The sequence below is a fragment of the Micrococcus luteus genome, assembly GCF_014138885.1.
GTDB lineage: Bacteria > Actinomycetota > Actinomycetes > Actinomycetales > Micrococcaceae > Micrococcus > Micrococcus luteus.
Genome location: NZ_JACJIK010000001.1, coordinates 713,649 through 734,418 on the forward strand (window position 1 = coordinate 713,649; position 20,770 = coordinate 734,418).

General features: G+C 73.9%; 23 protein-coding genes. 5 read left to right on the plus strand and 18 right to left on the minus strand.

Annotation, left to right across the window (positions count from 1 at the left end; genetic code table 11):
- Nucleotides 1–6 precede the first annotated feature (6 nt).
- The 8 genes from HDA34_RS03205 to HDA34_RS03240 form a co-directional block, all read right to left on the minus strand.
- Entirely contained in the window at nucleotides 7–741 is a 735-nt protein-coding gene (locus HDA34_RS03205) for an alpha/beta fold hydrolase (protein WP_049147203.1), read from the minus strand.
- Complete coding sequence (locus HDA34_RS03210) at nucleotides 738–1,196, minus strand: Tad domain-containing protein (protein WP_036381775.1); 459 nt, start codon at nucleotides 1,194–1,196, stop codon at nucleotides 738–740. The genes HDA34_RS03205 and HDA34_RS03210 overlap by 4 nt, the downstream gene beginning before the upstream one ends.
- Nucleotides 1,196–1,624 carry a hypothetical protein gene (locus tag HDA34_RS03215; RefSeq protein WP_036313982.1) on the minus strand — a complete coding sequence of 143 codons (429 nt, stop codon included), beginning with the start codon at nucleotides 1,622–1,624 and terminating at the stop codon, nucleotides 1,196–1,198. Before HDA34_RS03215 ends, HDA34_RS03210 begins: the two co-directional genes overlap by 1 nt.
- Entirely contained in the window at nucleotides 1,608–2,036 is a 429-nt protein-coding gene (locus HDA34_RS03220; protein ID WP_036381779.1) for a TadE/TadG family type IV pilus assembly protein, read from the minus strand. Before HDA34_RS03220 ends, HDA34_RS03215 begins: the two co-directional genes overlap by 17 nt.
- A gap of 2 nt (nucleotides 2,037–2,038) precedes the next feature.
- Entirely contained in the window at nucleotides 2,039–2,245 is a 207-nt protein-coding gene (locus tag HDA34_RS03225) for a hypothetical protein (RefSeq protein ID WP_010079078.1), read from the minus strand.
- Between the two features lie 87 nt (nucleotides 2,246–2,332).
- On the minus strand, nucleotides 2,333–3,274 hold the full coding sequence (locus HDA34_RS03230) for a type II secretion system F family protein (protein WP_134376950.1): 942 nt from the start codon (nucleotides 3,272–3,274) through the stop codon (nucleotides 2,333–2,335).
- Nucleotides 3,271–4,128 carry a type II secretion system F family protein gene (locus HDA34_RS03235; RefSeq protein WP_134376952.1) on the minus strand — a complete coding sequence of 286 codons (858 nt, stop codon included), beginning with the start codon at nucleotides 4,126–4,128 and terminating at the stop codon, nucleotides 3,271–3,273. The genes HDA34_RS03230 and HDA34_RS03235 overlap by 4 nt, the downstream gene beginning before the upstream one ends.
- Nucleotides 4,128–5,354, minus strand: a complete 1,227-nt coding sequence (locus HDA34_RS03240; protein WP_041104284.1) for a TadA family conjugal transfer-associated ATPase — start codon at nucleotides 5,352–5,354, stop codon at nucleotides 4,128–4,130. The genes HDA34_RS03235 and HDA34_RS03240 overlap by 1 nt, the downstream gene beginning before the upstream one ends.
- A 237-nt stretch (nucleotides 5,355–5,591) precedes the next feature.
- Between HDA34_RS03240 and HDA34_RS03245 the strand changes: the two genes are divergently transcribed.
- Both HDA34_RS03245 and HDA34_RS03250 read left to right on the plus strand, forming a co-directional pair.
- Nucleotides 5,592–8,591 carry an FtsK/SpoIIIE domain-containing protein gene (locus HDA34_RS03245; protein ID WP_134376954.1) on the plus strand — a complete coding sequence of 1,000 codons (3,000 nt, stop codon included), beginning with the start codon at nucleotides 5,592–5,594 and terminating at the stop codon, nucleotides 8,589–8,591.
- A 578-nt stretch (nucleotides 8,592–9,169) separates the two neighbouring features.
- On the plus strand, nucleotides 9,170–9,748 hold the full coding sequence (locus HDA34_RS03250) for a dienelactone hydrolase family protein (protein ID WP_123244100.1): 579 nt from the start codon (nucleotides 9,170–9,172) through the stop codon (nucleotides 9,746–9,748).
- A 19-nt stretch (nucleotides 9,749–9,767) separates the two neighbouring features.
- Here HDA34_RS03250 and HDA34_RS03255 read toward each other — a convergent pair whose 3' ends face one another.
- Nucleotides 9,768–11,171 (minus strand): MFS transporter, encoded by a 1,404-nt coding sequence (locus HDA34_RS03255; protein WP_123244099.1) that lies wholly within the window; start codon nucleotides 11,169–11,171, stop codon nucleotides 9,768–9,770.
- A gap of 71 nt (nucleotides 11,172–11,242) precedes the next feature.
- Nucleotides 11,243–11,824 carry an LURP-one-related/scramblase family protein gene (locus tag HDA34_RS03260; protein ID WP_123244098.1) on the minus strand — a complete coding sequence of 194 codons (582 nt, stop codon included), beginning with the start codon at nucleotides 11,822–11,824 and terminating at the stop codon, nucleotides 11,243–11,245.
- A gap of 141 nt (nucleotides 11,825–11,965) precedes the next feature.
- Between HDA34_RS03260 and HDA34_RS03265 the strand changes: the two genes are divergently transcribed.
- Genes HDA34_RS03265 through HDA34_RS03275 form a run of 3 tightly spaced genes read left to right on the plus strand, consistent with a single transcriptional unit; the run spans nucleotide 11,966 to nucleotide 14,356 of the window.
- A complete protein-coding gene (locus HDA34_RS03265) occupies nucleotides 11,966–13,156 on the plus strand; it encodes an LLM class flavin-dependent oxidoreductase (RefSeq protein ID WP_127435283.1) in 1,191 nt (396 codons plus the stop codon).
- A complete protein-coding gene (locus HDA34_RS03270) occupies nucleotides 13,153–13,842 on the plus strand; it encodes an FMN reductase (protein WP_049147210.1) in 690 nt (229 codons plus the stop codon). The genes HDA34_RS03265 and HDA34_RS03270 overlap by 4 nt, the downstream gene beginning before the upstream one ends.
- Nucleotides 13,814–14,356: a MarR family winged helix-turn-helix transcriptional regulator gene (locus HDA34_RS03275; protein ID WP_228070444.1), complete on the plus strand. Its 543-nt coding sequence runs from the start codon at nucleotides 13,814–13,816 to the stop codon at nucleotides 14,354–14,356. Before HDA34_RS03270 ends, HDA34_RS03275 begins: the two co-directional genes overlap by 29 nt.
- A gap of 105 nt (nucleotides 14,357–14,461) precedes the next feature.
- On the opposite strand, the gene HDA34_RS03280 is transcribed toward HDA34_RS03275, so the two are convergent.
- The 8 genes from HDA34_RS03280 to HDA34_RS03315 all read right to left on the minus strand — a co-directional run bounded on the left by HDA34_RS03280 (nucleotide 14,462) and on the right by HDA34_RS03315 (nucleotide 20,743).
- Nucleotides 14,462–15,685, minus strand: coding sequence for a trypsin-like serine protease (locus HDA34_RS03280; protein WP_233437060.1), 1,224 nt, complete (start codon nucleotides 15,683–15,685; stop codon nucleotides 14,462–14,464).
- Between the two features lie 122 nt (nucleotides 15,686–15,807).
- Nucleotides 15,808–16,809 carry an SseB family protein gene (locus HDA34_RS03285; protein WP_060973580.1) on the minus strand — a complete coding sequence of 334 codons (1,002 nt, stop codon included), beginning with the start codon at nucleotides 16,807–16,809 and terminating at the stop codon, nucleotides 15,808–15,810.
- Entirely contained in the window at nucleotides 16,806–17,591 is a 786-nt protein-coding gene (gene priA / locus HDA34_RS03290; protein ID WP_020628149.1) for a bifunctional 1-(5-phosphoribosyl)-5-((5-phosphoribosylamino)methylideneamino)imidazole-4-carboxamide isomerase/phosphoribosylanthranilate isomerase PriA, read from the minus strand. Before priA ends, HDA34_RS03285 begins: the two co-directional genes overlap by 4 nt.
- 32 nt (nucleotides 17,592–17,623) lie before the next feature.
- A complete protein-coding gene (locus HDA34_RS03295) occupies nucleotides 17,624–17,782 on the minus strand; it encodes a CG2302 family histidine operon protein (protein ID WP_004167696.1) in 159 nt (52 codons plus the stop codon).
- On the minus strand, nucleotides 17,782–18,441 hold the full coding sequence (hisH, locus tag HDA34_RS03300) for an imidazole glycerol phosphate synthase subunit HisH (RefSeq protein ID WP_004167703.1): 660 nt from the start codon (nucleotides 18,439–18,441) through the stop codon (nucleotides 17,782–17,784). The genes HDA34_RS03295 and hisH overlap by 1 nt, the downstream gene beginning before the upstream one ends.
- Nucleotides 18,441–19,022, minus strand: coding sequence for an imidazoleglycerol-phosphate dehydratase HisB (gene hisB / locus HDA34_RS03305; protein WP_152743305.1), 582 nt, complete (start codon nucleotides 19,020–19,022; stop codon nucleotides 18,441–18,443). The genes hisH and hisB overlap by 1 nt, the downstream gene beginning before the upstream one ends.
- A 181-nt stretch (nucleotides 19,023–19,203) precedes the next feature.
- On the minus strand, nucleotides 19,204–20,325 hold the full coding sequence (locus HDA34_RS03310) for a histidinol-phosphate transaminase (RefSeq protein WP_060973582.1): 1,122 nt from the start codon (nucleotides 20,323–20,325) through the stop codon (nucleotides 19,204–19,206).
- Between the two features lie 43 nt (nucleotides 20,326–20,368).
- Nucleotides 20,369–20,743: a LysM peptidoglycan-binding domain-containing protein gene (locus tag HDA34_RS03315; RefSeq protein ID WP_020628151.1), complete on the minus strand. Its 375-nt coding sequence runs from the start codon at nucleotides 20,741–20,743 to the stop codon at nucleotides 20,369–20,371.
- Nucleotides 20,744–20,770 lie beyond the last annotated feature (27 nt).

A 20,770-nucleotide genomic window follows, 5' to 3' on the forward strand; every position in this document is an offset into this window, starting at 1 on the left:
GCCAGCCTACCGCGTGGGGTGGACGCCGGTCGTGTGCCAGCGGCGGATCGCCGCCGCGACGGCCTCGGGCTCCGTGACGTGCGGCCAGTGGCCCGTGCTGACATCGACGACGGTGGCGTGCTGCGTGACCGCGTCCAGGTCCCGTTGGTGGACGTCCCGGGTGCTGCGCACGTACAGCGTCGGGACGGTGATGCCGGCCCAGAGGGCACGGGTGTCCGCGGCGAGGACGGCGGCCCAGAGCTCGCGCATCGGATGGTCCGGCGTGGCGTCCAGGTCGGTCAGGATCCGCTCGCGCCACGGCTCCGGGACGAGGAGGTCCCGCGCGAGCGAGGCGCGGAGCACGCTCCGCCAGTCCGGGCGGGCGGCGAGGCGGGCCTTGGCCGCCCGGGCGGCCAGGGCGGTGTCCGTCACCGGGACGTTCGAGTCGATGACCACGAGGGCGCGGGGCCGCACCAGCCCGTCGGCGACGGCGCGCAGCGCGATGACCCCGCCCGTGCTGTGGCCGATCAGCAGCCCCGGCACGGGGCCGGCCTGCGCCGCCCAGGTGCGGGCGGCGTCGAGGACGGGGTCCGCATCGGTCGCCGGCCGTGCGGCCCGGGGGCGGCCCTGACCGCCGGCGTCCGTGCCCGGGTGGCCGGGCAGGGCGGGCGAGGCGGCGAGGTCGGCCACGGCGCCGAGGGCGTCAGCAAGGGGCTCGAAGTGGGCGGGCCGGCCACCGATGCCGTGGAGGAAGCGGATCACCGGGCCAGGCTAGTGCGACTGCTGCCCGTCGCCTCGAGGGGGACCGACAGGGGCAGTGTCCCCGCGAACGGGCCGGTCATGGCGAACAGATCGGCCCGGGCGTCGAGGGTGACGACGACGGTGGTGCCGTCGTCGGCCACGCGGGCGTTCATCCCGCCGAGCCCGGGCACGGCCTCCTGGGCACCGACGGCCGCGAGGTGTGCGCTGGCGGAGGCGGCGACGTCGTCGTCGGAGAGCACGACGCCCGGGTCCTCCCCCAGCCGGAAGCCGAGCTCCTCTGCCCCGGCGATGGCGGCCGAGTCCGCGAGCGACTGCAGGCGGCGGTGCTGCAACTGCACGGTGGTGACCGCGAGCATGACCAGCATGAGGGCCACGAGCACGGCGCACAGGCCGACGGTGAGGACGGTGGTCTGCCCGTCGTCGTGACCCAGGCGAGCGGTGAGGCGGCGGCGCATCAGAACCTCGGCACAGTCTGCCGGGCGTCGGAACCCACCGTCACGGGGGTCAGCGACCACGCTGCCGGCGTGAGAGGGACGGGCACCCCCACGTCCACCCGCACGGCGACGACCTCGCCCGGTTCGAGCGTGCCACAGCCGCCCTGATCGCAGCCGACGGTCAGGTCGTACTGGCCGGCGCCCACGCCGTAGTCGGCCAGCGTGAGCTCGACGGTGGCGTGGGCGGCGCCTGCGCTGGGGTGATCAGCCTCGGCGACCACGGCCTTGACGGCCTGGTCAGCGGCGGCGACCGAGGCGAACGCCGCGGCCTGGACCTGGGAGACGTAGATCATCAGGTACACCACGGGGATCAACAGGACGAGGGTGAGGCCCAGGAATTCGACCGTGGCCGCTCCCCGCTCGTCGCGGACGTCATTGACGGAACGCATGACCGCTCACCTCCACGGGGATCGGGCCCGGCAGGAACCCCAGGCCGGGCAGCGAGCTCGAGACCGTGACGCGCAGGACCGGGACCCCGTCCTGGCTGGTGAGCTCCGCGGCGACGTCGGCCCCGGACTGGCCGGGCACGCCGGCCGAGAGCAGCTCCCGAGCCCGCTGGACGCCGTCCTCGGGGCTCCGGTCCGCGAGCGCCCCGTACCGGGCGCCGGCGGAGGCGGCGTCGATCATCACGTTGCGCGTGTGGATCACGACGCCGGCCTGGAGCAGCGCCGCGAAGAGCAGGACGACCAGGGTCATCACCATGGTGGACTCGGCCACCGCGGCGCCCCGGTCGTCCCGCCAGCGGACACCCGTGTGGCCGCCACGGGGCGCCTGCGCGCCGTGGGCAGCACCCCGGGGCATGCTCAGCCGCCCTGGGACACCTGGGAGATGGCCTGGTTGAACAGTCCCTGGAGCGCCGGCAGGGCGAGGGCCAGCAGGCCGGCCACGAGCACGGCGGACATGAGGGTGATCATCACCCAGCCGGGGACGTCGCCGCGCTCGTCGCGGACGTCGTCGTGGATGAGGGCGCGCAGGGCGGCCAGGACGGTGATGGCGTGGTGGTGGAGCATGGTCCCCTCCTCGGGTGGCCGGCCGCCCGTGCGGCCGGAGTGGATGGTGATCGTGGGTGGATGGATGGACTATTCAGTTGTGGGTCTTCAGAACCCCAGGCGCATCAGGGAGATGCCGGGGAAGACGGCGAAGATCACCGTGAGCGGGAGGATGCCGAACACGAGGGGCACCATCATCTGTATCTCCTTCCGGCCGGCGGCCTCCATGAGCTCGCGGCGATCCATCTCACGCACGTCCTGGGCCTGCGCGCGCAGGACGTCGGCGAGGGGCGTGCCGCGGTCGAGCGCGATGAGCACGCCCCCGATGAACCGTTCGACGGGGGCCAGCTGCACGCGCCGTCCCATGGCCTTGAGCGCCGCGGACAGCGACGCCCCGGCACGCATGTCGGCGAGCGTGGTGCGGAACTCGCCGGCCAGCTCCCCGCGCGCCGTCCCCGCGATGCGTTCGAGCGCTCCGGCGGCGCTCTCCCCCGCGCCCACCGAGAGCGCGAACAGCTCGGCCACGGACGGGAACTCGGAGAGGATGGCCTCGCGCCGCCGTCGCACCCGCAGGGAGAGCAGCTGCTCCCGGAGCAGGAACCCGGCCATGCCGCCGGCGATCACGAGGGCGACCCCCGTGATCACCGGCACGCGGCCCGTGACGGTGAGGCTGAGCGCGAGGACGGCCGCCACGGCGGCCCCCGCGGCTCCGCTCAGGACCTGCTGGGCACGGAAGTCCGTCGACGTGACCGCGAGCCCCGCGGCGGCCAGCTTGCGGTCGAGCGCCACCCCGCCCGGGGAGATGCGCTGGACCCAGCCGACTCCGGCCTGCACCACGGGATCGAGGATGCGTCCCCACGCTCCCCAGGGTGAGGCGCCCGCACGTTCCTCCTCGAGGAGGCGGGAGGCCGGGATGTGGTGGCGCAGCTGCGGTTCGACCCGTTGCTCGAGGCTGGGGCGCCAGCCCACCGGCTGGGTGACCAGGATGAGGAGCAGTCCCGCCCCGAGGGTGAGGCCCAGGAGCGCGGCCCAGATCAGCGCGGACGTCATGCGAACACCCGCTTCTCCCGGGGCAGCGCGCCGATGCGGAGCATGACGCGGTAGCAGACGACGGAGGCCACCATGCCGGCGAGGAGCACGGCCCCGCCGGCGGCGGACCGATAGGCCGCGACCGCGGCGGGCTGGGTCCCCAGCAGCAGAAGCACGAGCCACGGGGCGCACACCGCCAACCGGGCCGCGTTCACGGTCCACGACTGCCGGGCCTCGAGCTCGGCGCGGATGCGGGCGTCCTGCCGGAGGAACTCGGAGAGGGTCTGCAGCAGACGGCCGATGTCGGCGCCCCCGACCTCGCGGGTCAGGCGCAGCGAGACCACCAGGCGGTCCGCGACGGGGTCGGCCATCCGGGCCTTGAGCCGGTCCAGTGCGTCCACGAAGCGGGCTCCGGCCCGGTAGTCCCGGGCGAACTGCTGGAACGGCTCGCGCAGCCCCTCCGGCCCGGTCTCCCCGAGCTGGATGAGCGCCTCCGGGAGAGTCAGGCCCGCGCGGATGGCCGACCGGGCGTGGTCGATCGCGTCCGGCCACAGCTCGCGCAGTGCCGTGGACCGCCGGCGGGCCTGCCAGGACAACAGCAGCCAGGGCACGGCCGCGCCGAAGACGGCGAAGCACGCGGCGATGGTCCACGTACTGGTCAGCGACAGGACGAGCAGCCCGACCACGAGACCGCCGACGGCCATGGCGGACACGACGCCGGCCGGGCTGAGACGCTGGATGCCGGACTGGGCGATCAGCACCCGCAGGCGCGAGTCGGTGCGGGCGGCCCCGGGCTTCTCCATCGGAGGGGACCGGAGGGACCACCACAGCAGGAACAGGCCGCAGCCGAGCGCGAGCCCCAGCAGCGCGGCCATCAGCGCAGCCCCACCAGCTCGTGGACGTCCACGCCGCGACGGGCGAGCGCCTCGAACTCCAGGTTCGCACCCTCGTTGAGGCGCAGGTCGCCCTCGGCGTCGCGCTGGAAGAGCGCCGACGTCTCGATGACCCCGCCCTCCACCCGTGAGCCGACGGTGAGGATCTCCCGCACCCGCCGGCGGCCCTGACGGTCGCGCTCGCAGTGCACGACGACGTCGATGCACGTGGCGACCGTCGGAACGACGAAGTCCCGGGAGATGTTCTCCCCGGCCAGCAGCGGCAGCGTGCAGAGCTTCGTGAGCGCGTCCGCGGCCGAGTTCGCGTGGATCGTGCACATGCCGGCCAGGCCGGAGTTCAGCGCGACGAGCATGTCCAGTGCCTCGGCCTCGCGCACCTCGCCGACGATCAGGCGGTCCGGGCGCATCCGCAGCGCCTCCTTGACGAGGCGGCGCAGCGGGATCTCGCCGTGGCCCTCCAGGTTCGGCTGGCGGCACTGCAGCCCGACGACGTCGCGCACCGGGATCTGCAGCTCGAAGATCTCCTCCACGGTGATCACCCGCTCCCGCGGGCCGATGGCCGAGGCCAGGCAGTTGAGCAGGGTGGTCTTGCCCGCCTGGGTGGCCCCGCTGACGAGGATGTTCATGCCCACGTCCACGGCCGCGTCCAGGAAGCGGGCCGCCGTCGGAGTGAGGGAACCGCCCCGGACGAGGTCGTCCAGCCGGCGCGCCCGGGCGATGAACTTCCGGATGTTCACGGCCCAGTGCCGCCGCGTGATGTCGGGGATGGCCACGTGCAGGCGCGAACCGTCCGGCAGGGCCGCGTCGACGAACGGCATCGACAGGTCCAGCCGCCGGCCCGAGGACTTCAACATGACTTCGACGAGGTCCTGCACCTCCTCCTCGGTCAGGACGATGCCCGTCAGCTCGGAGCGGCCGGACCGCGCGCAGTAGACGGCGTCCGGCGCGTTCAGCCAGATCTCCTCCACGGACGGATCGTCCATGAGCCGCTGGAGTGGCCCGAGGCCCGCGATGCGGTCGAACAGGTCCTGCCGCGCCGCCACGGGATCCTCCAGGTCCGGCAGCGAGCTGACCATCGCGCGGGACTCGTAGTCCGCCGCCGCGTCCTGGATGAGCGTCAGGACCCGGGCGTGCTCACGCTGCGGGTCAATGCCCTGCCGCCGGACGATCTCCCGGATCTCGTCCTCGAGAATGCGCACCGCATCCATGTGTCCCTCCTGTGCCCGATTCGGCGCCATCCCCAGCGCGGCACACGTCTCGATCAGGAAGATACCCCGTTCCGTCGACGCGTGTGGTCCAGGACACCATGACTGTGGACAACGTGGTGGCGGTCCCGTTCGACGGGGAGTTGTCCACAGGCCGCCCGAACCGCCATCCGGCCGTGGCAGGGTCGTCCCCAGGCGGCCGGACGGGCCGGTCGCCGTTCTCGGGAGGGAGGGGCGGGGATGGCCTGGAGCGTGCGGATCCTGGGCGGGGCCGCTCCCGAGACGTGGCGGGTGGAGCACTTCCCCGCCGACGCGGGCGAGCAGGATCGGGCGGTGCGGGAACGTTTTCCCGCCCGGTCGCTGCGCCGGTGCGCTGCCGGGCCGCGCAGCGTGACGTACGCGGAACGGGTCGGGAGTGCACCGACCCGCGGGCCGGAGCTCGCGGTGGTCACCGAGCACGGACCCGACGCCGGCCGCCTCGTCCCTCTGGGGGAGGGCGGGTTGAGCGTGGGACGCGGCGAGGCGCGGCTGTTGCTGGACGATCCCTCTGCCCCGTCGCGGCCGATGCGTCTGCGGCTCGCGCCCACCGGGCTGCACGTCCACGACGGCCCTCGGGGCACCGGACGCCTGTGGGACGGCCGCAGCCCGCTCCCTGTGGGCCGGACCGCCCTGGGCCTGGTCCGCGGGCCCGGGTCCGCCCTGCCGCGGCCGATCACACCGGAGCCGCCCGCCATCGACCTCGGATCCCCACCGGCCCGGCAGTCCGTCGTGATCCCGCTGGTGGCCGCCCTGGGCCCGCTGGTGCTCGGGGTCGCCCTGGTCCTGATGATGGGCAACCCGATGTTCCTGCTGTTCGGCGTGCTGTCCGTGACGGTGGCGCTGGTCATGCTGGCGATGCAGCGCCGCACCCGGCTGCGGCATGCGCGGCTGCTCGCCGCCCGCGCGGACGCGGTCGTCCGCCGGCGGGCTCGGGCGGCACTGAGCCCCGGTGGGGTGGCCCGCGCCGTCCGCTCCGGCGCGACGGACCGCTTCGGACTGACGGCGGGGGCCGACGAGGCCGTGGCGGTCTCGTGGGGTTCCGGCATCGGGGCGCTGTCCCTGTCGCGGGACGACCCGGACGAGGCATGGGTGGAGGCCGTCACGTCGCGGCGCACCGTGATGACGACGTCACCGCCGGAGTCGCGCGTCGTCGTGGTCGGGCCGCCGCGCGATGTGGCCGGGGCCTGCCGGTGGGCGGTGTTCCAGCTCCTGCGGCACGCGGTGGCCGCCGACGGCGCGTTCGTGGTGGAGGCCGGTGGAGTCCGCCGCACCTGGCGGTCGGGCGGGTCCGGCCCGCGGCTGCTGGTGTCGGCTCCTGAGGACGCGGCACTGGATCCGGCGTGGCGAGCGTGGCGGGCCGCCATCGGCGACGACGCGGGGACGACGCCCACGGCCCGGACGGATCTGCCCTGGACGCGGTACGACTTCACCGGGCCGTCGCCTGCGCCGGGGGACGCCGTCGTCGACCTGCGCGGGCGCACCGTCGTGGTCCCGGCGGAACAACAGCGCTTCGAGGACGTGACCGCCGACGGCCTCGCCGACGGCACCCTGGTCGCCTGGCTGACCGAGCTGGCCGACGACGTCGTGAACCTCGGCCTGCTGCCCACCGACGACGGGGACGGCACGCTCACACCACCGGGGCAGGTGGGCGCCCGTGATGCCGTCGACGGGCTCACCGTGACCCTCGCCCGGGGCGGCGACGAGACGGGCGTCGTCGAGATGGACCTGGCCGCCGACGGTCCGCACCTGCTCATCGCGGGCACCACGGGATCCGGGAAGTCGGATCTCCTGCTGTCCCTCCTGCTGGGAGCCGCGGCGCACCACCCGCCGGCCGAGGTCGCGTTCCTGCTGCTGGACTTCAAGGGCGGCGCGTCGTTCGGCTCGCTGGGCGCGCTCCCCCACACGATGAGCCTGGAGACCAACCACGTGGGAACGGCCTCGTTGCGGGCGCTGAGCGCCATCCGGGCGGAGCTGCATCGCCGCGAGGCCCTCTTCGCGGAGGCCGGGGTCAGCGACTATCCCGGTTTCCGTCGCCGCCATCCGGACGCGGCGCTGCCTCGGCTCGTCGTGGCGATCGACGAACTGCGCGTGCTCGTGGACGACCACCCGGACGCGGCCGCCGTCCTGCAGCGTCTGGCCGCCACGGGCCGCTCCCTCGGCTTCCACCTCATCCTGGCCACGCAGCGGGCCACGGGTGCGGTGGGCTCGGACCTGCGCTCGAACCTGGGCAGCACGATCGCCCTGCGCACCGCGACGGAGCAGGAGTCGTGGGACCTGGTGGGCACGGCCGCCGCGGCCCGGCTCGACCCGCGTCGCCCCGGCTCCGCGATCCTCTCGACGGCGGGGCGCCCGACGGTCGCGTTCCGCGCGTCCCAGTGGACGGTCGACGGCGGCACGCCCGTGTGGCGACGGCTGGGCGAGGCCGCGGCCGCCCCGGCCGTCGCCCCCTGGGAGGCCGTCGTCTCGGTCCTGGTGGAGAAGTACGCGGCGGGTGACTGGCCGACACCCCCGCCCGTGGTCACCCCCGCCCTGCCGGAGCGCTGGGTGCCGGACCGCGCTCGCCGGGCGGAGGCCACGGCCCTGGCCCTGCTCGACGACGCGGCCCACGGCCGGCACCGTCCCTGGCGGTGGCCGACCGGCGCGGAGGGACGCACCGCATGGATCGTCGAGGCCGCGGGCGGTCGCGCGGAGACGCTGGTCGCCGTCGTCGAAGTGGCGCTGCGCAGCGGCCGGCCGGTGGCCGTGCTGGACGGCACCGGGGAGGCCGCGGCGGCCGCGCGGTCCGGGACGCCGGTGCTGACCCCGGACGTCGAGGGGGCCGGGGAGGCCGCCCTGGCCCGCCTGCGCGAGCTCGCGGCCGCCGGCGGCACGGCGGTGATCACGGGCTGGAACGCGTGGTCCGGCCTGCGCGTCGGGGACACCTACCGCACGGTCGAGGAGGACGTGCACGACTGGCTCGGCCGTCCGACCGCCGCCGGCCTGCGGTTGGCGGTGTTCGGCGGCCGAGAGCTGGCGACGGGCCGGCTGCTGCTGCACCTGCCCCACCGCTTCTTCGTGCCGGCCGGGACGAACGCCGAGCACCGGCTCATCTGGCCACGGCTGACCGAGGTCGAGCCCCTGCCGGGGCGGGCCGTGCACATCAGTCCCGCCGTCCCCGAACCCGGCATGCCCTGCCAGCTCGCGTCTCCCGCCCCGGCGTGACCGCACTGACGGCGATTCCCGTGTGACCGCAGCGGAACGGTGGACTCAGCTCCGACGTCCACCCGGCGAGACGTTCTCCCGTCCTCCGTCGAACGTGGATGCCGTGGTCGAGGTCGCCAGGAGCAGTCGGACAGGGCGCCCCTTCGTCGCCGTCCGTCCAAAGGGGACGCCGCATCGTCCGGCGAAGACGTCCCGAAGGTCGCAAGACGGATGAAGCGAGGAGGCTGCTGTCCGGTCCTGCCTCGAGTAGCCCCGTGACCGTTCGCACGAGTGCCTCGGCACTCATGCAGAAGATTCCTCGCCGCTCGCTCGCGCAGTCTCCGGTGGGCAGGAGCCTCCTTTCCGCATCCGCACCGACAGCATGCGTCCCCGAGTCTCGCCCCCACCCAGCAGAGCACGCCCGGGGAGGAGCGCTGCAACGAGAACCCAGGGCACCGGTCGGAGAAACACTGCGCTTGCCCTCCACGCAATGAGCGGCAACTCACCCGTGGCGACAGACGCGAGCCACCTCACTTCTTCGCCCCGATCACCCACCCGCACTCTGGGGCAGCCGCTCACCGCGGTCTACGCTCTGACCCATGGCGCAGATCGTCCTCTTCCACCACGCCCTCGGTCTCACAGACGGCGTGCGCGCGCTCGCCGAACAGATCGCCAGCGGCGGTCACACCGTCCACACCCCTGACCTCTACGACGGCCGCACGTTCGCCACCGTGGACGAGGGTGTCGCCCACGCCCAGCACCTCGGCTTCGAGGAGATCGGCCGACGCGGCATGCGGGCGTGTGCCGAGCACCAGGAGGCCTCCGTCGTCGCGGGCATCAGCATGGGCGTGATGCCCGCCTGGCGTGCCGCCCAGGTGGTCCCCGGCTTCCGCGCGTGCATCGCCATGGCCGGCGTCCTGGCCCTCGACGCCTACGCCCCGCTCTGGCAGCCCCACACCGCCCTGCAGATCCACCTCGGCACCCGCGACCCCTGGGCCCTCGAGGGCGACCTCGAGACCGCCCGCTCCTATGCGGCCACCGCCGAGCACCCGGACCGCCCCGCCGACCTCTTCGAGTACGACACGGACCGGCACCTGTTCATGGACTCCTCCACCGCGGACTTCGACGCGGACCTCACCGCCATGCTGATCCGACGCATCCACGAGCTCCTGGCCTGAGCCGCGGAGCGGGCCCGACTCAGGCGGAGCGCCGCCCGCGCGCCACCGTCGCCAGGGCGGCCAGCAGCACGAGCACGAAGCCCGCGGCCGCCGCGAACACGTAGCCCGCGGACGGGGCGATGCTGTCGATGAACACGCCGGCCAGCGGGGCGCCCATCGCGGCGCCCGCGGTCATGGCCGAGCCGTAGAAGCCCATCGCCTCGCCACGCCGCTCCTCCTCCACGAGATGCGACAGCCGCGACGAGGCCGAGGCCAGGGTCGGCGCCGTCAGCAGGCCGGAGGGGATCGAGGCCAGCGCGAGCGCCCACACGCCGTCCACGAGCGCGAGCGGCACCGTCGCCACGGCGAACAGCGCCATCAGCAGGTACGGGTGCACCTGGCGGCCCCACGCCCCGTAGAACAGCCCGCCCACGGCGGAGGCGCCGCACCAGAACGCATACACCAGACCCACCGACGCCGCGGCGCCCTGCGACTCCAGCTCGGCCACCATCGAGACCTCGGTGCCGACCATGACGATCCCGGCCGCCATCGACACCACGAGCACGCCGAGCACCTCCGACCCGACCCAGGAGAAGTGGCTCCGCCGCCACTGCCGCAGCCGCTCGGCCCGGGCCCGGCGCGGCGCCGTCGTCGGCCCGGAGCCGTCCGCGGCGATCACCGGCAGCGCCCCGCTGACGATCGGGATGGCCTCCGTGATGGCCGGCAGTGCGCCAGTGGCCAGGCTGGGGGCGGCCATCTCCACGTGCATGGGCGCGGCGGTCACCGCCTGGGCGATCGCCTCCTGACGGTCCTGCTCCTCGGTGTACGGGTCCTCGGTCGCCGGTCCGACGACGGCCAGCTGACTCGACCGTGTCGGCGGGTTGAACCACATCAGCAGGATGCCGCCCAGCGCGCTGGACAGGCCCACGATGGTCAGGCCGAGGGCGCTCGACCACGTGGCCGCGACGACGGCGCCCAGCGCCGGGCCCATCATGAAGATCGTCTCCGTGACGATGGAGTCCAGGGCGAAGGCCGTCTGCCGGTCCTTGCCGCGGGTGAGCACGCCGAGTCCCTGACGGACGACGGAGAAGATCGGCAGCGAGAACACGCCGCCCAGGAACACGGCCAGGAGCATCGGCCAGAACGGCAGCCACGGGACGATCGGCCAGATCACCGCCTCCGCGATCACGGAGGGCAGCAGTGCGCGGCGCAGCCCCTTCGCGTCCACCACGCGGCCCCGCCACGGCGAACCCACCGCGATGCCCAGCGTCATCGCCGCCGCGGCCAGGCCGGCCTGGCCGTAGCCCAGCCCCAGCGTGAGCGCCACGTGGAGGGTGAGGATCACCCCGGCCGCGGTGTGCGGGAAGCGGGCGATGAACCCCACCGCCAGCAGATGGCGGATCCGAGGGTCCTGCAACAGCCGTCCGTACGCTCCGAAGTCCACCGTCGAATCCTATGGGAGGCGTCAAGGCACGCCCCGGAGGCGCCGCCGAGACGGCCGCACGTCCAGCGGACTCAGCTGGTGCTGCGCCGGTCCTTGGCCCGGATCAGGTCGAGGGCGATGGCCGTGCCGAGCACGGCGCAGCGCACCACGGGCGGCATGCCGGGCTCCAGGCGCATCTCGTACCGCGAGCGCCCGGCCAGGGCGTTCATGACACCTCCGAACCGCGCGGTCACGCGGGCGATCGGCTGCTGGCCCACGGTCATGGCGTAGTCGTGGTCCCACAGGTCGCCGATCACCGCGAAGCACGTGCCGTCCACGACCTCGACGCTCACGGACGTCCGCAGGAACGCGAACTGGCGGGCGAGGTGGGCCAGGGGCAGCCCGTCGGCGTCCAGGATCGCGAAGCGGTCGCGGCCGAACGTGGCCGGGTCGGCGAGGCGGAAGAGCACGCGGCCGTCGTCACCGTCGACCACGTCGAAGCTGCGGTTCCCCATCAGCATTCGGCCCAGGCCCCCGCCCGTAGTGACCACCGAGACGACGGTGCGCCCGTCCGGGTCCGTCACCTGGATGTCGTTGGACAGGAAGCTCGTCACCTGCTGCAGGATGAGGACGTCCGTGTGGGCGAGGCGACCGGCGTCGAAGGCGGGGCTCATGGGACCAGTCTGCCGTGTCGGGCCCTGCGGAATATTCAGGACGGGGCGGCTCGTTGTGCGGTATAGTTCATTTTTGAAGGACACGGCGACGGCGCGGCCGGCACCGTGAGACCCGCCCCCGGGCACACTGAGGAGCACACCATGCAGTTCGGCGTCTTCACGATCGGCGACATCACCGCCGATCCGACGAACGGGACCGCCCCCACCGAGCATCAGCGGATCAAGGACACCGTCAAGATCGCCCGCCACGCCGAGCAGGCGGGCTTCGAGGTGTTCGCGACCGGCCAGCACCACAACCCGCCCTTCGTGGCCCCGGGCAACCCGCCCACGCTGCTGGCCTACCTGGCCGCGCAGACCGAGACCCTCCAGCTCTCCACGGCGACGACCCTGATCACCACCATGGACCCGGTGCGTCTGGCCGAGGACTACGCGTACCTGCAGCACCTCGCCGACGGTCGCGTGGACCTGACGATGGGCCGCGGCAACACCGGCCCCGTGTACCCGTGGTTCGGCAAGGACATCCGCCAGGGCATCCAACTCGCCGTGGAGAACTACAACCTCCTCTACCGCCTGTGGCATGAGGAGACCGTGGACTGGAGCGGCAACCACCGCACCCCGCTGCAGGACTTCACCCTCACCCCGCAGCCCCTGGACGGCGTCGCCCCCTTCGTGTGGCACGGCTCCATCCGCTCCCCCGAGATCGCCGAGCAGGCCGCCTACTACGGCGACGGCTACTTCCACAACAACATCTTCTGGAACAAGGAGCACGTCATCCAGATGGTGCGCCTGTACCGCCAGCGCTACGAGTACTACGGCCACGGCAAGGCCCATCAGGCGTACGTGGCCCTGGGCGGCCAGGCCTACATGGCGAAGAACTCGCAGGACGCCGTGGCGGAGTTCCGCCCCTACTTCGACAACGCGCCGGTCTACGGCCACGGCCCGTCCCTCGAGGACTTCTCGAGGATGACGCCCCTGACGGTCGGCTCGCCGCAGCAGGTCATCGAGCGCACGCTCACGTTCCGCGACTGGGTGGGCGACTACCAGCGTCAGATGTTCCTCATCGACCACGCCGGCCTGCCCACGGACACCGTCCTGCGGCAGATCGACCTCTTCGGCGAGGAGGTCCTGCCCGTGCTGCGCAAGGAGTTCGACGCTCTGAAGCCGGACGACGTCCCGGCGGCCCAGACCCACGAGTTCCTCGTGGCACGCGCCCGCCGCGGCGAGGCTCCCGTGCCCGGCGGCAAGGAGGGATCGCAGGCCCAGCTCGACCGCGCGGCGGCCGCCGAGCAGCGCGCCACCGCCGATGCCGCGAAGGGCGGTGCCGCGCAGTGACCACCCCCGGCGCCCCCGATGCCTCCGCCCCGTTCACGCCGCAGGCCCGGCACCTCGCCGTGGTCTCCGGCGGGTCCGGGGACCCGTCCCAGACCCGCATGCTCGCCGAACGCATGGCGGAGTCCGCCTCGGCGGCGCTCTCCGAGCACGGCGTGGTCCCGCAGATCCACCTGATCACGCTGCGGGAGCTCGCCGTGGACATCGCGCAGGCCCTGGTGACCTTCGCCATCTCCCCGGCCCTGCGCGCCGCCCTGGACGAGGTCGCCCAGGCCGACGCTGTCATCGCGGTCTCGCCCACGTACAAGGCCTCCTACTCGGGCCTGTTCAAGTCCTTCTGGGACCTCGCGGAGCCGACGTCCGTCGTCGGCGTGCCCGTGCTCCTCGGCGCCACCGGCGGCACCGCCCGCCACTCGCTCATGATCGACACCGCCATGCGGCCGCTGTTCGCCTACCTCAAGGCCCGCATCGTGCCGACCGCGGTCTTCGCGGCCTCGGACGACTGGGGCGAGGCGGCCGGCGTGCAGGCCTCGATGCGGACCGACCCGCTGCAGTCCCGCATCCGGGCCGCCGGACGCGACCTGGCCGAGATCACCCTGAACCGCCCCCCGCGGGCACGCGCCGCCGCGCCCGCGGACATCGACCTGGAGGTGACCCCCTTTGAGCAGCTCCTCAACCCCGGCCCCTGAGCCCGCCGCGCAGGACGCGGCGGCGGAGCCCGACGGCGGCTGGTTCGGCTCCGCCTCGGAGGCGCACCGCCCGGTGGACCCGCCCAAGCGCGCCTGGCGCGCCTACTTCGAGGCCACCCAGATGCTCACGGAGGTGCTGGAGCGCCGCCTGAAGCAGGACTGCGGCATGTCGCTGGCCGACTACAACCTGCTGCTGCTCCTCTACGAGTCCCCCGACGGCCGGCTCCGGCTGGGAGAGCTGGCGTCCCGGATGGTCTTCTCCCCGTCGCGTATCACCTACCAGGTGAAGACGCTCGTGGCCCGCGGCCTGATCGACCGCCGCCCGGTGGCCTGTGACCGGCGGGGCTTCGAGGCCGTCCTCACCGACGAGGGCCGGTCCGCCTTCCGGCGCGCCGCGATCGAGCACGCCCGGCAGGTGGACGAGCTCTTCCTCGGCGACCTGGCGCCGGGCGAGGCGGAGTCCCTCACCCGGATCTTCTCCCGCCTGGGGCGGCGGCTCGAGGGGCTGTGCTGACCACGTCCCCACCTGGCCGGGGTCGCCCCGGCCCCGGGACATGACGAGGCCCGGTGATCCGTGCGGGATCACCGGGCCCCGTCGTGTCGTTCGGGGCGGAATCGATCAGCCGACCAGCTGACCGCCCAGGGTCACGGTGGCGTCCGTGGCGGCGCCGGCGGCGTCGACCACGGTCACCACCACGGAGCCGCCCGCGGGCACCTCGGCCGGCACGGGCAGCCAGGCGCGGTACTCGCCGGTGAGGTCCAGGCCCTCCTGGCCCAGGACCGTGCCGTCGGCGTCGTAGGCCGTGACGGTGACGGAGGCGAAGCCGCCCTGATCCGTCTGCGCGACCACCTGGGTGCCGTAGGCGACACCCTCGGCGGGCGCGGCCACGACGTCGGTCACGCCCGGCGCGGCGGCCTCAGCGGCCGGGGCCTCAGCAGCGGGGGCCGCCTCGGCGGCCTCCTCCGCGGCGGTCTCGGCGCGGGCCTTGAGCTCGGCCGCGATGGCCTCCTCCTCGGCCGGGGTGAACTCGGTCAGCTCGGACTCGTCCACGGCAGGCTCGCCGCCGGTGGGCAGGTCCTCGTCGGCCACGGGGCCCGCGACGTCGGCGATCGCCGGGGCGGTCTCGGCGGCCGGAGCGGTCTCCGCGGCCGCGGCGGTCTCGGCGGCGGGCGCCGCGGAGGCGTCCAGCGCGTCGAGGGACTCGACCGGGACCATGATCGAGGACATCGCCTGGGCGTCGCAGCCCACCACGTTGCCCTCGGCGTCGAAGGTCACCGGGGCGATGCCCGAGATGACCCCGACCACCCGCTGCTGGGCGTCATAGACGGCCCCGCCCGAGTCGCCGGCGTAGGTCGAGGCGGTGTCGAGGGCAACCTGATCCGCGTACGCGTCGTCGCAGACCGTGGCGGCCTCGAAGGTCTGCGTGTGGGACACGGTGTTCGGCGCGCCCAGCGGCACGGACGAGCCGTGGGTGTAGACGGTCTCGCCCACACCGATGGACGAGGCCGGCCGCGTGGACCAGTCGCCCACGACGTCGACGTCGTCGGCCAGGGCCACGCGGACCGCGTCCACGCCCGAATCGCCGGGCAGTGCCGAGACGGTGCCGATCGCGGTGCCGTCAGCGTCGCGGACGGTCGAGCCGATCTGCCACTGGCCCGCACCACAGTGGGCCGCGGTGTAGGCGGTGGCGTCGTCGACGATGGTCAGGCTGCACGCCCCGGCCGGCGCGGTGATCGCCGAGCCCTGGGTGAGCGTGGTCTGCGCGAGGGCGGGGCCGGCACCGGCCACCACCACCGCGCCCAGCGCCGCGGTGGCGACGCCGGTCAAGGTTCTGGTTCTCATGGGTACTCCTCGGAGGATGGGAGGCATGGGGCCGGCGCGCGGCGCACGGCCTCCAGGATGGGGTGGGGCCACCACGGGCCCTCCCCTCCCCCTCAACGGTACCGGACAGGCCGGGCGACCGATCAGGGTCGGCGGACCGTGATCTCCACGGAGTCGGCCCGCTCGGCCAGCAGCGGCAGGTCTGCCAGGAGGGTCTTGAGCGTGGCCGTCATCAGGCGCACCCCGGCCGCGTCGGCGTCCCGGGTGGGCATCGCGACGATCTGCAGCTCGGGCCCGGCCCCGCCTCCGTTCATCACCGCGCCGGAACCCGTGTGTGTGGCCACCCCCGACCCGGGTGCGAGGCCCAGGTTCAACAGGTTCGGGACCAGGTCGGCGATCTCGGCGATCTCGTCCGCGATCTCCTGGTCCCGATAGGCGGGGGTCCACTCCCTCTGCTGGGCGAGCGACCACACGGCCGGGCGTCGCACCACGTACGTGTGCTCGGCGCCGGCGTCGATGACGACGAGCTCACAGCCCTCGTCCACGGCGGACAGGCAGGCACGCGGCAGCCACACGGCCACGGGTCGGGCGACCGGGTTCCACGCCGTCAGCGCGGGCACGTTCGTGAACACCGGCAGCGCCTGCCGGCCGTCCGGCGCGCGCATGGTCACGAGGGCCACGTCCGCGGCCTTGTCCCCGTGCGCCGCGACGTCGTGCTCGTGGCCGGTGTGGTCGGCGTGGTCGTGGACGTCGTCCTCGTCCCCGGCGAGGGTGGGCACGACGGCGGCGAACACGCGGATGCGCGCGAGCACCTCCGTCACCTCCCGCTCACCGGCGGAGCCGTCCGTCAGGGCCGCCATGACGGCGGTCCACTCGGCCGGGCTGGTGCCGTCGTCCTCGTCGAACACGTGCAACGGGTTCGCGGAGCCGTCCACGCCGGGGCCGGAGAGGTCGCGGCCCTGCCACGGGATGCCCGCGGTGTCCGCGGTGTTCTCGCCCGCGGTCTTCTCCCGCATGCGGTCGAGTGCGGCCCGGATGTGCCCCGGCAGCTCCCGGGCCGCCGGATGCGGCACCGCGACCGTCTCGTCGATCGGACCGAGCCCGTCGCCGCGGGCCAGGCCGCCGTCGTCGTGCGAGCCCGTCACGGGGCGACCGGGCCGGGCTGCTCGGAGCGCGCCTGCTCCACCGTGGCGCCGCCGGCGACGGCCAGCGCCTGCTCCAGGCTGAAGCGGCCGGCGTACAGCGCCTTGCCCATGATCGCGCCCTCGACGCCCTGGCCGGTCATGGCCGCGAGCGCGGCAACGTCCTCGAGGGAGGAGATGCCGCCCGAGGCGACGACCGGCTTCGCGGTCTTCGCGCAGACCTGGGCGAGCAGCTCCGTGTTCGGCCCCTTGAGCGTGCCGTCCTTCGTGACGTCGGTGACCACGTAGCGGGCGCAGCCGGCATCCTCGAGGCGGGCGAGCACCTCCCAGAGGTCGCCGCCCTCCTTGGTCCAGCCGCGGGCGGCGAGCGTGGTGCCGCGCACGTCGAGGCCCACGGCCACCCGGTCGCCGAAGCGCTCGATGACGCGCGCGGTCCAGTCCGGGTCCTCGAGGGCGGCGGTGCCCAGGTTCACGCGCGCCGCACCCATCTCGAGGGCGTTCTCGAGCGAGGCGTCGTCGCGGATGCCGCCGGACAGCTCGATCTTCACGCCGATCTCCTCCACCACACGGCGCATGACCTCGCGGTTGTCACCGCGACCGAAGGCCGCGTCCAGGTCCACGAGGTGGATCCACTCCGCGCCGGCGCGCTGCCAGTCCAGGGCGGCGGTGACCGGGTCGCCGTACGAGGTGGCGCTGCCGGCCTCGCCCTGGACGAGGCGGACGGCCTGGCCGTCCTGGACGTCGACGGCGGGCAGCAGCTCGAGGGCGGGGGCGTTCGGGGTCATGGGGTTCCTCTCGGGTGGGGCGGCCGGCGCGGTCAGGCGCCGACGGTCAGGAAGGAGGCGGCGATGGCCATGCCGGCCAGCACGAGGACGATCACGATGGCCCACAGCGGCGCCTTCTGCGTGCGCATGGACCAGGCGGCGCCGAGCAGCAGCCCGCCGAGGGCGAGGTAGAGGACGGACCAGTAGGGCATCAGAGGGTCTCCAGCCAGTTGCGCAGCAGCTGCAGCCCGGCGTCCCCGGACTTCTCGGGGTGGAACTGCGTGGCCGACAGGGGGCCGTTCTCCACGGCGGCGATGAAGTCCGCGCCGTGGTGCGCCCAGGTGACCTGGGGCGGACGCATGGCGGAGATCGTCTGGTCGAACTCCCATTCGAGCACGCCGTAGGAGTGGACGAAGTAGAACCGCTCGTCCTCGATGCCCGCGAAGAGGGCGCTGCCCTCGGGCGGCCGGACGGTGTTCCAGCCCATGTGGGGCAGGACCTCGGCGGGCAGCTCGGCGACGACACCCGGCCACTCCCCCATGCCTGCGGTGCGCTCGCCGTGCTCGACGCCGGCGTCGAAGAGGATCTGGTGGCCCACGCAGATGCCGAGGACGGGTCGGCCCCCGGCCACGCGGCGGCCGATCCAGCGGGTGCCGCCGACCTCGGTCAGTGCCCGCATCACGGACGCGTACGCCCCGACGCCGGGCACGAGCAGCCCGTCGGCCTCCTGCACGGCCTGCGGATCGCGCGTGAGCTCGACCTCCGCGCCGGCCCGCTCCACGGCACGCAGCGCCGAGTGCACGTTGCCCGAGCCGTAGTCCAGGACGGCGACGCGCGGCCGCACGCCGGGGACGGTGGTGGGGCGGGCCATCAGAGGGCGCCCTTGGTGGAGGGCACGCCGGTCATGCGGGGGTCGTCCTCGACGGCGGCGCGCAGGGCGCGGGCGAAGGCCTTGAACTGCGCCTCGACGATGTGGTGCGGATCCCGGCCTCGCACGACGTCCATGTGGAGGCAGATCGCCGCGTGGTACGTGATCGACTCGAACACATGGCGGGTCATGGAACCGGTGAAGTGCCCGCCGATGAGGTGGTACTGCTGGCCCTCGGGCTCGCCCTCGTGCACGAGGTACGGCCGGCCGGAGACGTCGACGACGGCGCGCGCCAGCGCCTCGTCCAGCGGCACGGACGCCTCGCCGAAGCGGCGGATGCCGGACTTGTCCCCGAGCGCGGTCTTGAGCACCTCGCCCAGGGTGATGGCGACGTCCTCGACCGTGTGGTGCACGTCGATGTGCGTGTCCCCGGTGGCACGGACCGTCAGGTCGATCTGGGAGTGCCGGGACAGCGCGGTGAGCATGTGGTCGTAGAACGGCACGGTGGTGGAGATCTCAGCGCGGCCGGTGCCGTCCAGATCCATCTCGACGTACACGTCCGACTCGCTCGTGGTGCGCGTCATGCGCGCACGGCGTCCGGAGATCAACTCGGCTGCCACGGGTCCTCCTCGGGCTGGGTCCGCACCGGTCCGGGACGGGTGCGGGGGGATGCGGGTGCGCGCGGCCGGTGCCGGCGGGCCGGGGCGCCGCGCGCGCTGTCCCTATCCTAGGGAGCCGGGCGGACGCCGAGACTCCGGTGACGCCTCAGGACCGGTCCCCGGTCTCGCCGAGGACCTCCGCGAGAGCGGTGAGGAACGCCGTCGTCTCCGCCTCGGTGCCGGCGGTGACGCGCAGGTGGTGCGGGATGCCGACGTCCCGCACGAGGACGCCGCGGTCGAGCAGGCGGCGCCACACGTCGGACGCGTCCTCGAGGTGACCGAAGAAGACGAAGTTCGAGTCGGACACCGAGGGCCTCAGTCCCAGGCCGCGCAGGGTGGAGACGATGCGGTCGCGCTGGGCCTTGATGTCCTCCACGGTGCGCAGCAGCGCGTCCACGTGATCGAGGGCGGCCTCCGCCGTGGCCTGCGTGACCGCGGAGAGGTGGTACGGCAGGCGCACCAGGCGCAGGGCGTCGGCGACGGCGGGGTCCGCGGCCAGGTAGCCCAGGCGCGCGCCGGCCAGGGCGAACGCCTTGGACATGGTGCGCGTGACGATCAGCCGCTCACGGCCGGGCAGGAGGGTGAGGGCGGAGCGGGTGCCGGCGAGGGCGAACTCCGCGTAGGCCTCGTCCACGACGACCATGGCGCCGGGCCCGCCGGCGGCCTCGTTCTGCGCCTGCGCGGCGTACACGGCCTCGATGGTCGCCAGGTCCAGGGCGGTGCCCGTCGGGTTGTTGGGCGAGGCCAGGAAGACGACGTGCGGACGGTGCTCCCGCACCATGGCCGCCGCGTGCTCGGCGCTGAGGGTGTGGTCTTCGGCACGGCCGCCGTCCACGAACACGGTGTCCGTGCCGCCGGCCAGCAGCGGGTACATGGAGTACGAGGGCAGGAAGCTCAGCAGTGTCCGCCCGGGGCCGCCGAAGGCCTGGAGGATCTGCTGCAGGATCTCGTTGGAGCCGTTGCCGGCCCACACGTGGTCCGCCGTGAGGCCGTGGCCGAGGTAGCCGGCGAGCGCACGTCGCAGCCCCGTGAACTCGCGGTCCGGGTAGCGGTTCAGCCCCCCGGCGACGGCCGCGACCCGCTCGGCGATGGCGGCGGCGACCTCCTCCGGCACCGGATGCGTGTTCTCGTTGGTGTTGAGCATGTACGGCACGTCCAGCTGGGGGGCGCCGTAGGGGCTCAGGCCGCGGAGGTTCTCACGCAGGGGCAGAGAGCTGAGGTCGGTCATGGCCGCCAGTCTAGGAAGCGTGGAGGGCGAGGCCCGCCGTGCGTCACCGCGTGGCCGGGACGAACAGCTCCTCGCCCGGCGCGGGGGCCCGGCCCTCGAGCCCGTTGAGCTCGTCGATCGTGGCGATCACCTCGTAGACGTCCGCCTCCGGAGCCACCGTGGTGGCGATGGTCCACAGGCTGTCCCCGGGCATGACCGTGACGGACTGGGTGGCGGGCCCCGCGGTGTCCGCGGACACCGCGGCGGGCGACAGCAGCACACCCAGGAAGAAGGCGGCCGCCAGCGTGGCGGCCACGGCCGCGGCGATCACGGGGATCCCCCGCAGCACGAGGCGGCCGCGGCGGGTCAGACGGATGGTGGCCGGACGCGGCCGCGCCGTCGCGGGCGAGCCGGCGAACTGGGCGGTGGTGAGCGTCATGGTGTCCTCCTCCGGGGCGGATGCCCT